This is a genomic window from Olleya marilimosa CAM030, assembly GCF_000518485.1.
Lineage (GTDB): Bacteria > Bacteroidota > Bacteroidia > Flavobacteriales > Flavobacteriaceae > Olleya > Olleya marilimosa.
Genome location: NZ_JADR01000009.1, coordinates 37,289 through 50,350, shown reverse-complemented (window position 1 = coordinate 50,350; position 13,062 = coordinate 37,289). Strand labels below are relative to the sequence as shown.

General features: G+C 30.6%; 11 protein-coding genes. 7 read left to right on the top strand and 4 right to left on the bottom strand.

What is annotated here, in order from left to right; genetic code table 11:
- Positions 1-423, top strand: a complete 423-nt coding sequence (locus M890_RS0111330; protein ID WP_028283649.1) for a sugar 3,4-ketoisomerase — start codon at positions 1-3, stop codon at positions 421-423.
- Here M890_RS0111330 and M890_RS0111325 read toward each other — a convergent pair.
- A complete protein-coding gene (locus M890_RS0111325; protein WP_028283648.1) occupies positions 409-1,344 on the bottom strand; it encodes a glycosyltransferase family 2 protein in 936 nt (311 codons plus the stop codon). The two genes, M890_RS0111330 and M890_RS0111325, sit on opposite strands and share 15 nt — an antisense overlap.
- Positions 1,345-1,509: 165 nt before the next feature.
- On the opposite strand from M890_RS0111325, the gene M890_RS0111320 reads away from it, so the two are divergent.
- On the top strand, positions 1,510-2,424 hold the full coding sequence (locus M890_RS0111320) for a hypothetical protein (protein ID WP_157243284.1): 915 nt from the start codon (positions 1,510-1,512) through the stop codon (positions 2,422-2,424).
- Here M890_RS0111320 and M890_RS0111315 read toward each other — a convergent pair.
- Together M890_RS0111315 and M890_RS0111310 are read right to left on the bottom strand one after the other, a co-directional pair.
- A complete protein-coding gene (locus tag M890_RS0111315) occupies positions 2,414-3,103 on the bottom strand; it encodes a cell division ATP-binding protein FtsE (protein WP_028283646.1) in 690 nt (229 codons plus the stop codon). The two genes, M890_RS0111320 and M890_RS0111315, sit on opposite strands and share 11 nt — an antisense overlap.
- A gap of 9 nt (positions 3,104-3,112) precedes the next feature.
- Entirely contained in the window at positions 3,113-4,453 is a 1,341-nt protein-coding gene (locus M890_RS0111310; protein ID WP_028283645.1) for a hypothetical protein, read from the bottom strand.
- Positions 4,454-4,604: 151 nt separating this feature from the next.
- Between M890_RS0111310 and M890_RS0111305 the strand changes: the two genes are divergently transcribed.
- The 4 genes from M890_RS0111305 to M890_RS0111290 all read left to right on the top strand — a co-directional run bounded on the left by M890_RS0111305 (position 4,605) and on the right by M890_RS0111290 (position 11,684).
- A complete protein-coding gene (locus M890_RS0111305; RefSeq protein WP_028283644.1) occupies positions 4,605-7,625 on the top strand; it encodes a tetratricopeptide repeat protein in 3,021 nt (1,006 codons plus the stop codon).
- A gap of 40 nt (positions 7,626-7,665) precedes the next feature.
- On the top strand, positions 7,666-9,396 hold the full coding sequence (locus tag M890_RS0111300; protein ID WP_028283643.1) for a TonB-dependent receptor: 1,731 nt from the start codon (positions 7,666-7,668) through the stop codon (positions 9,394-9,396).
- A gap of 104 nt (positions 9,397-9,500) precedes the next feature.
- Complete coding sequence (locus tag M890_RS0111295) at positions 9,501-11,123, top strand: amidohydrolase (RefSeq protein ID WP_028283642.1); 1,623 nt, start codon at positions 9,501-9,503, stop codon at positions 11,121-11,123.
- Positions 11,124-11,156: 33 nt separating this feature from the next.
- Entirely contained in the window at positions 11,157-11,684 is a 528-nt protein-coding gene (locus M890_RS0111290; protein WP_028283641.1) for a DUF2059 domain-containing protein, read from the top strand.
- Here the strand turns inward: M890_RS0111290 and M890_RS0111285 are convergent.
- Positions 11,681-12,379 (bottom strand): class I SAM-dependent methyltransferase, encoded by a 699-nt coding sequence (locus M890_RS0111285; RefSeq protein WP_028283640.1) that lies wholly within the window; start codon positions 12,377-12,379, stop codon positions 11,681-11,683. The genes M890_RS0111290 and M890_RS0111285 overlap by 4 nt on opposite strands.
- Positions 12,380-12,400: 21 nt before the next feature.
- On the opposite strand from M890_RS0111285, the gene M890_RS0111280 reads away from it, so the two are divergent.
- Positions 12,401-12,895 (top strand): YkgJ family cysteine cluster protein, encoded by a 495-nt coding sequence (locus M890_RS0111280; RefSeq protein WP_028283639.1) that lies wholly within the window; start codon positions 12,401-12,403, stop codon positions 12,893-12,895.
- Positions 12,896-13,062 lie beyond the last annotated feature (167 nt).

Sequence of the window (13,062 nt, the reverse complement as noted above, 5' to 3'; positions counted from 1 at the left end):
ATGAAATTAAAATCAACGACTGTTAACGCAGTATCTATTATAGAAATACCCAAAATCACTGATGAAGAAGGACGTGGTAATTTATCTGTTATAGAAAAAGATTGTGTTCCGTTTGATATAAAACGTGTGTATTATTTATATGATGTTCCAAGTGATGCTTATAGAGGTGGTCATGCACATAAGGCTTTGTTTCAATTTTTAATACCTTTAAGCGGAAGTTTTGATGTCATTTTAAAAGATGGTAACAACACTAGAAAAGTAAGCTTAAATAAGCCCAATAAAGGCTTGTTGATTGTTCCTGGGATTTGGAGAGAACTAGAAAATTTTTCTTCAGGTGCAGTATGCTTAGTGCTAGCCTCAGACGTTTATGATGAAGAGGATTATGTCAGGAATTATAATGAATTCCAGTTACTTAAAAGCTGATAAATAAATATTGTTTTTAATTAAAAACCCATGAAGCTTTTTTAGACTAATTAACATTGAAGCAGGTAGGTGTACAAGTACTCTTTGTTTGAAATTTAAATTATTTAAATTAATATCTTTCTTAACCGTTTTAGCTTCTGTAATTTGTTTTAATAATTTATGGCGTATAACTAAAGCATATCTATTAATATCTAGATATAGTTTTAAAGAGGCATTGTTTTTTTCTTCAGATTTATAATTATTAATTAATAAAAGTCTGTCTTCATTATAATTTTTGTTGGATAAACTGGACTGATCAAAATAGTTGTATAACATAGTGACCTTAGGGTTAAAGGCTATTTGACCTATAAGACCAAATTTAATCCATAAGTCAATATCTTGTCCTGTTCTTAGCCTAGTATTATAACCATTAATTTTTAAAAAATCTTCTTTTTTAAATGCAACTGAAGACGAAGTAGGAATAAAATTAATAATATTAGCTTTAAAAAAATCTTTTACAATTAAACAGGTGTCCTCGTAATTAAAATTAAATTTTGACTTAGTAATAAATCCATCGTGTCGTTTAATATTGTAATTAGTACAATATAAAACAGCTTCAGGACAAGCATTAATGCATTTTTTTAATTCTAAAAGATGATTGTTTTCCCAGAGATCATCAGCATCTAATGTTGCAATGTAATTACCTTTTGAGGCTTGTATTGCATTGTTTCTTGCTATGGAAGCTCCTTGGTTTTTTTGTTGGATTATTGTTATTTTAGGGTTGTTTACGCTATTAATTACTTGTAAGCTTTGGTCTGTGCTTCCATCGTCGACTATAATAATTTCAAAATCTTGAAAGCTCTGATTTAAAACCGATTTAATCGTGTTTAAAACATATTTTTCCTTGTTATAAAGCGGTATAATTACAGAAAAAAAAGACATTAATAGTTAGTTTTAAATTTTGGTGGTTGGGTTAAAATAAAGTAAACTACAGTTTTATTATGTTGTAGCTTTTTTTTCAAATCTAAGCATTAATATAGATTTATAAATAGACAAGTTGATAATTTTCAAAGTGATATATTTACAAATGTTATTTTTTATTAATTAATGAATTCTTTTTTCAAAAACAGTTTGCTTTTTATCATACCCTTAATCTTGGTTTTTATAGCTATTGAGAGTTTTTATAGGTATGTTCCAAATAATTACACCTACAAAAATGAGCAAATCAAAAAACACTATAAAACTACAGAAACATTGGTTTTTGGAGATTCGCATGCTTTTTATGGTCTAAATCCAAAAATGTTTGATACAACAACATTTAATGTGTCTAATGTTAGTCAATCTATATACTATGACAAATTATTATTTGAAAAGCATGTGGATAGCTTTCCTAAATTAAAAAACGTTATTATAACAATAGCTTACACAACTTTAAGCGAAGTAGATGATAAGCTAGATTTAAAATGGCGAAAGTATTTTTATAAAAATCAAATGGGATTAAATATACCATTAATTAATACGTATGATTTAAAACAGTTCAGTTTAGCATTGGTACATAAGCTGTCAACAACACTCAAATACGTTAGAGATTATATAAAAGATGGCACTTTGGTAACTAGCTATCCAAGTGGTTTTATTACCACTAATTTAGAAGAGAATAGCGTTAAAGATTTAGATGATTTTGCTAGACGTGTTACTGTAAATCATGAAGATGGTTTGATGGATTTTAAATTAAATACTAAAAGAATCCAAGACATTATAACACAATGTCAAGCCAAACAACTAAATGTGTATTTGGTTAGTTTTCCCGTTAATTACAGATATGTAAATTTAGTAAACACAAAAAAGCTTACTAAAATGTATGAAACAGCTAATGACTTAGCTTTAGGCAATAATAATACAACCTATATTAACTTATTTGAAGATAAGAGGTTTGATGATTCTGATTTTTTTGATGCAAATCACCTTAACGTTAAAGGTGCCAATAAGTGTTCTAAAATATTAAACCAATTTATACAGTAGTCTTGCGTTGTACTACTTCAAAAATCCTGTTATCGTCACATTTTAATGTTTTGCTTGGGTATTTTAATAGTAAAGCATAATCATGAGTTGCCATTAAAATAGTATTACCATTTTTATTAATGTCTTGTAATACTTCCATAACTTCAATACTGGTTTGTGGGTCAAGATTACCAGTTGGCTCATCTGCTAAAATTAATTCAGGGTCATTTAATAATGCGCGTGCAATTGCTATACGTTGTTGCTCTCCACCAGACAACTCATGCGGAAATTTAAAGCCTTTAGTTTTCATGTCAACCTTTTCCAAAACAGAAGCGACACGCTCATTCATTTTTGTTTTGTCCTTCCAACCAGTTGCTTTTAATACAAATAATAAATTGTCATTAATGGTACGGTCAGTTAATAGTTTAAAATCCTGAAATACAATACCTAGTTTTCGTCTTAAAAACGGAATGTCTTTTTCTTTTAAAGTAGGTAAGTCAAACTCAACAATATGTCCTTCACCTTGTGATAGTTTTAAATCACCATATAATGTTTTCATAAAACTACTTTTACCAGAACCTGTTTTACCAATAAGGTAAACAAATTCACCTTTTTTAACTTCTAAATTAACTTCAGAAAGTATTAAACTTTCACCTTGAAAAATCGAAGCGTTTTTTAATTCTAAGACAGTGTTTGACATAAAATAGTTTTATTTTTTTGCTGTGATAACGTGTTTGTAAGACCAAATATTATAAAGGACAAAGTAAACAATTAATGGGAAAAACGGAAAACAAAATCGACTATTGTTTCCGTAGGCAACTAAGGCTTGTGCTACAGATCCTGACAGGATTATACAAACTATAAAAAGATCAGGATCATAAGTACGCATTTTGTTTTTAAAAAAAAGGATTATTTTTTTAAGAGAAAATATTAGAAATAAGATATTAAAAATTATCAAGGCATAGCGTTGTATGTAAATCCACAAAAGTAAGGTGCCTTGCTTGAAATAAACATTGTTTACCTTTTCAATATTCCAATAAAAACTACTTTGATTACCCCAAAACAGTAGCCAAGATTTACCTGCTTGTTTTAAATAAAGTAAGGGATTGTCTTTTATAACCTGTTTAGAGATGTCTCCTAGTTTAAAATACAGGTCTTGTTGAGATAAATTTGTGACTTGTAATAACTCAACCTGTGCGTCCCAAACGCTCATAGCTTCAATTTTTGGATTGTGTATAAGTATAGAGTCTCTATGCCTAACTATAATATCTCTAATTTGGGCATGTTCGTCTTTTACTAGTTCAAAAAAAGGTGTTGCTGTTTGTGTTAAATTAATTCCAAAATATGCAGTATTGGTAAAGTGTCCAATGGTTTTTTTATTATGGTTGTTCCACATGTAATAGGTCAATAGTGGTAAGCATAAAACTAATGTACTGTTAAAAAGGACCGACTTTAAATTAGTTTTAAAAGATGCTACAATAAAAAACAAAGCAAAACCTACAGGAACATATATAAAAAATGGTCTTGTAAGGTATAACCAAGTTAGAATTAGCGACAATAAAAAGTAAAAGTGCCATTTAGTTTTGCTCTCAAATAACCTGCAATAGACTATTGTCCATAGACTAAAGCTTAATAAAAAAGTAGTTAATGTTTCCGTTAGTATAGCAAAATCAAATAGTACCACATTAGCAAAAGATGTAAATATAATGGCAATCCAAAAGCCAATTACTTTATTCTTACTAAGGATACTACTAATACTATAAATAAAGTATGTTGTGACCACACCTAAAAGCAATTGGAAGCCTACAACCCAACTTAAGTTAGTCTCAAAAAGATTTATAATTATTGGTAATCCTGGTGTCCTTTTACCATCATAACCAGTTAAGTTAAAAACCGTTTTTGATAAATTAATATAATCTTCAGAGTCAGGAAAAATGGTTATTGTATTATAAAATATTACAAAAATTAAACGAATAATTACAGCGTAAATAACAACTAAAAGTCCTGAGTGATTAGCTATTAAAAGTTGTAATTTATTCTTTATAGACATGTATGGGATTGTTTTAAATAAGATTGTAAATATAGAATAATTAAAACTACCTTTTTTTGATTATTTGTAAGTCAGTTTATAATTATTAGTTAAATCTATCGTTAGAGATATAGATTAATTTATCTTTGATTTGAATTTAAAAATAGTATCAATGTCAGTAAAAAAACAACTTACATTTTTCATTACCATAGTCTTTTGTTTTCAGTTATTAGGACAGGAGTCAGCAGTTTATACCAATAGTCTAGGTGATTATCAAAAAGCGTTACAGCTTTATAATAGTCAGCAATATTTAGCTTCTCAAAATTTGTTTAGTCAAATTAAAAAAGAGACGCAAGACCAAAACGTAAAAAGTAATTGTGCTTTTTATATAGCCAATGCAGCCATAAGATTAAATCAGCAAAATGCAGACGTTTTAATGGAGCGTTTTGTGGAAGATTATCCAACAAGTACTAAAAAAAATACAGCATTTTTAGATGTAGCAGAATATTATTTTACAAATGGTAAATATGCTTATGCTCAAAAGTGGTATGCAAAAGTAGACGAGAATGGACTGTCTAAAGCAGATAAAGAAACTTATAATTTTAATAATGGTTATGCATCATTTACTACCAAAAATTATAAAGACGCCAAAAAGTATTTAACACGTGTGGAGACTTCACAAAAATATGGTTCTCAGGCTAAATATTATTTAGGTTTTATGTCCTATCAAGGTGATGATTATGATGGAGCTAATAAGTATTTTGAACAAGTTGGTCAAGAAGAAAAATATAAAGAAAAACTAAGTTACTATCAGGCTGATTTAAACTTCAAATTAGGAAAATTTGATAAAGCAATAGAACTTGCTAAATCTAAACTAGAAACTAGTGACAGAGATGAAGTTTCAGAATTAAATAAAATCATAGGTGAAAGTTATTTCAACTTAAAAAAATATGACGAAGCGATTCCATACCTAACCCAATATAAAGGTAAAAAAGGAAAATGGAGTAATACAGATTATTACCAATTAGGTTACGCTTACTACAAGCAAAAGGATTATGAAAAAGCCATTTCAGAATTTAACAAAATTGTAAGTGCAGATAATAGTGTCGCTCAAAACGCTTACTATCATTTAGGAGAAAGCTACGTTAATGTAGGCAAAAAACAAGAAGCTTTAAATGCGTTTAGAAATGCCTCACAAATGGATTACGATTTAAAAATCCAAGAAGACGCTTGGTTAAACTACGCTAAAATAAGTTACGAAATTGGTAACGCTTATCAATCGGTACCTCAAATACTAACTGGCTATTTAGATAAATATCCAGACACACAATACAAAGACGAGGTAGAGGTATTACTAATAGACTCGTACATTACTTCTAAAAATTATAAGGAAGCTTTAGAGTTGTTGAAGAATAAAAACAGCTTTGAAAGCAAAGTAGCGTTACAAAAAGTAGCGTTTTATAGAGGTTTAGAATTATATAACGAAAGTAAATACCAAGAGGCAGAAACCCTTTTTGATAAATCTTTGAAAGAACAACAAAATCAAAAATTTACTGCAAGAGCAACATTTTGGAAAGCCGAAACAGATTACAATCTAACCAACTACGAAGATGCCTTAATTGGATTTAAACAATTTAAACAACAAGGTGAAGCTTCGTCAACCAAGGAATTTGAAAACTTAGATTATAATATAGCTTACACGTATTTTAAGCAAAAAAACTACGATCAGTCAACAGTGTTTTTTAATCAATTTATTCAGAAAAATCAATCGGATAAAGTTAGGTTAAACGATGCGTATTTACGTTTAGCAGATGGTTATTTTGTGTCTAGTCGTTATACTGAAGCTATAACAGCTTATGAAAAAGCGATGCAAGTAGGCAAGATTGAAAATGACTATGCGTATTTTCAAAAAGCAATGAGTTATGGTTATATTGGTAAAGAAGGTGATCAAACTAACCAATTAGAACAATTTATAGCAAAATACCCAACATCAAAGCTACGTGATGATGCTATGTATGCCTTAGGTAATAGCTACGTAAAAGCAGGTAAAGATGCTAAAGCAATAGCTATTTATAGCCAATTAAAAAAAGAATATAGTACTAGTCCATTTACTAGTAAAGCCCAATTACGTCAAGGATTAGTATATTATAACGCGAGTCAAAACCAACAGGCATTATCAACTTTTAAGTCCGTTGCCAAAGACTATCCAAGCACACCAGAAGCTAATCAAGCAGTAGCAACAGCTAGACTTATTTATATAGATTTAGGTAAGGTAGATGAGTATGCATCTTGGGTTAGAACATTAGATTTTGTAGAAGTTACAGATGCTGATTTAGACAATGCAACGTATCAAGCTGCAGAAAAACAATATCTAGACGAAAACGTAAATGAAGCTATCAAGCAATTTAATGGGTATTTAAATCAGTTTTCTAATGGATTACATGCAACACAAGCTCATTTTTACTTAGCGCAATTGTACTTTAAAAAAGATTTAAAATCTAATGCAGAGCCTCATTACGCTTATGTAGTTGGTAAATCTCAAAGTGAGTTTTCAGAAGAAGCCTTACTACGTTTATCTCAAATACAGTTAGATAAAAAAGATTGGAATGCAGCAATACCAACCTTAAAACGTTTAGAGGCAGAAGCAAACTTTCCGCAAAACAGCTTATTTGCACAGTCTAATTTAATGCAATCTAATTATCAATTAAATAATTATAATCAAGCAGTCGCTTACGCGGAAAAAGTGCTAGGTAATGGTAATTTGGATAACAAAATTAGAAGTGATGCTCATGTTATCATTGCACGTTCGGCAATTAAAACTAACGATGTTGCTAAAGCAAGAATAGCTTATGCACAAGTCGAAACGTTTGCAACTGGTGAAACTGCAGCAGAAGCACTATACTATAATGCATATTTTAAAAACAAAGATGGTTTATACGCAGAGTCTAACCAAGTGACACAACGTTTGGCTAAAGATTATTCAGGTTATAAATATTATGGAGCTAAAGGTTTAGTCATAATGGCTAAGAATTTTTATGCTTTAGGTGATGCCTTTCAAGCCACTTACATTTTAGAAAGTGTTATCAAAAACTTCAGCAATTTTGAAGATGTAAAAACAGAAGCACAAACCGAATTGAATAAAATTAAAACAGAAGAAGCTAAAACAAACTCTTCAGTAATATCTGAAGACTAATAACAGCAATCGACACAATCGTAATTCATAAATATAAATTATGTTTAGTACAAAAAAGCAAATCATTTTAACGATAGCATCACTATTAATCACTGTCTTCGCTTTTGCACAAGAAAGAGAAGGAGATACCATTCAAACAGGAGTTATAGATGTTGTTAAGCCATATACACCAAGTATTTCTGACGCTTTTAAAGTTAAAGAAACACCAACCTTAGACGACACAGAGACTGCAACTAAAAAAGAAGTAAAGTATAATATTTTTTCATTTCCTGTAGCCTCTACTTTTACACCTGCAAAAGGAAAAGCAGCAGTTGTTGATAAAGCAAAAAAAGTAAAGTTGTACGATAACTATGCAACCTTAGGTGTTGGTACATATACTACGGTAGTTGGAGAAGCGTATCTTAATCATGCTATTGGTAGAGATCAAATTTTTAGTGCATACGTTGGTCATCACTCGTCACAAGGAGATATTGAAAACGTATTAACAGATAACGGATTTTCAGATTCAAAACTTAATTTAACATATACTAAAAAAGATCGTGATTATAGTTGGACTGCTTTAGGTGGTTTCCAATACCAAACGTACAATTGGTATGGCTTACAACAACCACTATTTAATCAAGCAACTGCAGATAGTTTAGATGTTGGTCATAGTTTTATTAATGGTTATGTTGGAGGAGACATTACTTTTGAAGACGCTATAGTATCTTCAGGAAGCGTTTTATATAGACGTTTCGGAGATAACTTGGGATCAGGAGAAAATAGATTTAAAGCCAATGCAATTGGTACAATTAATATTCAGGATAACGATGTAGATGTTGAAGTGTTTACAGATTATGTTGGTGGTAGTTTTGAAAAAGCTTATGCAGATCCAAATCAGATTAACTATGGTAACTTTCAGATAGGTTTAGCGCCAACTTTTCAATTAAAACAAGACGATTTAACTGTAGATTTAGGTGTAAAGGCTGTTTATTTAAACGATACAGAAGCAAGTAAAAGCAAATTTTTTATCTATCCAAATATAGCAGCAAGTTACAGGTTGGTGGATGAGGTTTTAATTGCTTTTGGAGGAGTGACAGGAGGATTAAATCAAAATTCGTATTACGATTTTGCTCAAGAAAATCCCTTTATATCACCTAATTTATTTATTGCACCTACAGACCAACAATACAAAGCATTTGCAGGAATAAAAGGTAAACTGTCTAATACAATGAGTTACTCAGTTAGTGGAAATTACACCTCAGAAAAAAACAAAGCATTATATATTAATAACGATATTTCAACAACATCAGAGCCTTATACTTATGGTAACTCGTTTGGTTTAGTGTATGATGATGTGACTACTTTTAGTGTTGCTGGAGAGTTAAATGTTGACATAAACCGTAACTTTACATTAGGTATTAAAGGAGAGTATTTTTCTTATGATGTAACCAATCAAATGGAAGCTTGGAATTTACCAGATTTAACAGCATCTGTCTTTTTAGATTATCAAATAACCAATCAATGGTTTGCAGGAGCTAATCTATTTTATGTAGGTGAGCGTAAGGATCAATTTAACATTCCTAACTTGATTAGTCCAAACACAGGTATTGTAACCTTAGATAGTTATTTTGATGCTAATGCACATGTTGGTTATCATATAAATGACCGTTTTTCAGTGTTTGCTAAAGCTAATAATATTGTAGGAGAGGAGTATACTAAATGGCAAAACACGCCTGTTCAAGGTATACAGTTTCTAGCAGGAGCAACGTATAAATTTGATTTTCAGTAAAATTAAATAATTCATTTATAGGTTTTAAACTACCTAATATTTTAAATTAAAAGCCTCTCTTTGAGGCTTTTTTTTTATGTTTATATTTACAAAAAATATTAAAAATGAGAATCACCAAAGTTTTATTATTACTATTAATCATAGCATCTTGTGCTTCAGATAAAATTGAAGTCGATACTATCATTACCAACGGAACGGTTTATACTGTTGATGCAGATTTTAACACTACAGAAGCTTTTGCAATTAAAGATGGAAAATTTGTAGACGTAGGTACAACAACTGATATTACTAAAAAGTACAAAGCTATCAATACTATTGATGCTAATGGACAAACAGTGTTGCCTGGATTTATTGATGCGCATTGTCATTTTTATGGTTTAGGTTTAAATCAATTACAAGTAAATCTTAGAGATACTAAAAGTTTTGATGATGTTATGAAACGTGTTATCGATTTTCATAATAACCGACCATCTAAGTTTATTATTGGTAGAGGTTGGGATCAAAACGATTGGGACGACAAAACTTACCCAAATAAAGCACTTTTAGATAAACTGTATCCAGATACTCCTGTTGCTTTAACTAGAATAGATGGTCATGCAATGCTTTGCAATCAAGCAGCTTTAGATTTAGCTAAAATAGATGTCAATACAACAATTGAAGGAGGCGAAATATTAAAGCAAGATGGTAAACTTACAGGTGTTTTAATAGATAATCCAATGGAGTTGGTTGAGGCTATTTTTCCGGAACCTACAAAACAACAACAAATTGATGCTTTGCTTGAAGCACATAAAATATGTACAGATTTAGGTTTAACAACGGTTTCAGATGCTGGTTTGGACAAACAAGTCATACAATTAATTGATAGTTTACAACAAGCCGGAACATTAGATATGCGTATATATGCAATGATTAGCAATAAAAAAGAAAACTTAGAGTATTACCTACCAAAAGGGAAAATTAAAACAGACAGATTAAATGTGCAGTCTGTAAAAGTGTATGCAGATGGAGCGTTAGGCTCTAGAGGAGCTGCTTTAAAACAAGAATATTCAGACCAACATGACCATTTTGGTGCATTAGTTATAGGTACTGATGCTTTTATTAATTTAGCTGACCAAATAGCAAAAGCAGGATACCAAATGAATACTCATGCTATTGGAGACTCTGCTAACAGATTTGTTTTACAGACTTACCAGAAAACCTTAAAAGAGCTAACTAATAGACGTTGGAGAGTAGAGCATGCTCAAATTATTACAGATAATGATTTTGATTATTTTAAAAACGAAAACATCATACCTTCTATACAACCAACACATGCAACTAGCGATATGTATTGGGCAGAAGACCGTTTAGGAAAAGACCGTATCAAAGGTGCTTATGCTTATAAAACTTTATTAGAAAAAAGCGGAAGATTAGCTTTAGGAACAGATTTTCCTGTGGAACAAGTGAGTCCTCTGTTAACCTTTTATGCAGCTGTCTCAAGACAGGATCTAAACCAATATCCAGCAGGAGGATTTAATAAGGATAATGGCCTTACTAGAGAAGAAACTTTAAAAGGAATGACTATTTGGGCAGCGTATGCTAATTTTGAGGAGAAAGAAAAAGGGAGTATCGAAGCAGGTAAATTTGCAGATTTTATTATATTAGATAAGAATATAATGACCATTGAAGAAAAAGAAATACCAAATATTAAAGTAAATCAAACGTACATTAATGGAGTGGCACAGTAGTTGCTATTTTGTAATAACTTAAACAAATTTATAATGAAAAAAATTATCGCATTAGTGTGCTTTCTAGCAATAGGTACAGTAAGTATTGCTCAAAATGATCAGTATAGCAAAGACGTTAAAGCTTGTATTCAAAGCAGCGGAACAATAACCTATTATGAAGGAGTTATTGACCAAATGTTTACAATGTTAGAAGAACAATTTAAGTCTCAAGACGTACCAGCAGCTGTATGGAAAGACCTAAAAAAGGTAAAGCCTGATGCAATGGATGAATTGGCTGTAATGATAGTGTCTGCATATAAAGCACATTTTACACACCAAGATGTCAAAAATATGAATGCGTTGTATAAAACAAAAGCAGGTAAAAATATGTTTAAGCCTGAAGCATTAACAGAAGGCGATAAAATAATTTTAAAAGAATTTTATCAAAGTGATACAGGTCAAAAAATTGTAAGCTCTCAAGACTCCATGAATGCCTCAATGAGTGATATTTCTGTAATGTGGAGTGGTGATTTATATAAAAAAATGATAGCTAAGTTGTCCGAAAAAGGATACGATATCTAAACGTACAATATAGCTAAATAATCATAATGCTCGCCTTCAGCGAGCATTTCGCATTTTAAACCAGAAGCTTCGCAGGCTTGTTGTAGTAACTTAAAATCTAAATATAGCCACTTCATTGGTAGTTCAGCTTCTCCTTTATAACTTAAAAAATAATCTAATTCGCCATAATAATTAGCATTCATATCCTGCCAAAATCCACCATCTTCATCTAAATACATATATTTTATGTCACTAGAGTCTATTAAAACTTGACCACCTGTATTTAATAATGATTTTAAATGCGATAGATACGTGGATACCTGATTTAAGGTTTCAAAAATACCAGTACCATTCATTAGTAAAAGGATCGTATCAAAAGTTTCAGTCTCATCTAAAAGTGCAAGTTGTGCAACCTGTTTGACACCTCTAGCATGACTCACTTCAACAGCACCTTTAGAGATGTCAATAGCTTTAACATTTAGTCCTTGGTCTTGTAAGTATAAACTATGACTTCCAGAACCACAACCTACATCTAATGTCAGTCCTTTAGATAGTTGCAAAGCTTTTTGTTCTAATTTTGGCATGTCTTGATAATCCCTAAAAAGATAAGGAAGTGGTAACTCATCGTCGTCAGATATGTTAGTAGACGTTATTAGGTCTTCTGTATAATTACCATTTTGATAATCTAATAATGCTTTTCCGAAAAGGTCTTTCATTTAAAATACTATTTTTGCACTATGGAACAATTTTTAAATGGTCTTCCAAAGCTTGCCAAAGATAAGCATAAGGAGAATAAAACCTTTTTTACTAAGCTAAAAAAGAAAGCACCAAAGCAATTAGATTACTTAATGCAAGAGTTGCATGATAACGAGTTTAAAAAAACCGATTGTTTAACATGTGCTAACTGTTGCAAAACTACAGGACCATTATTTACTGATAAGGATATCCAACGTATTGCTAGACATTTTAAGCAAAAACCACAACAATTTATAGATAACTATTTACGACTTGACGAGGAAAACGATTACGTGCTACAATCTGTACCTTGTACCTTTTTAGGAGCAGATAATTACTGTTCTATATACGATGTGCGTCCAAAAGCCTGTTCCGAGTTTCCGCATACTGACCGTAAAAAATTTCAGCAAATATCTAATTTGACTTTAAAAAATGTAGCTATTTGTCCTGCTGCTTTTAATATTGTTGAAGAAATGAAAAAACGAATTAAATATTAATAAGCAGTATAGTTTTTAATTTTCAAGTCTTTATTGATGTGTGTACTTTAAGAAGTTTCTTCACTTTGTTTTAAAAATATAATAATACTGTACAAACTTGGTGTGTTTTTTGCATATATGGTAATTAATTAGTAATTGCAGCTTTAAATCATTGATAATCAGATAAA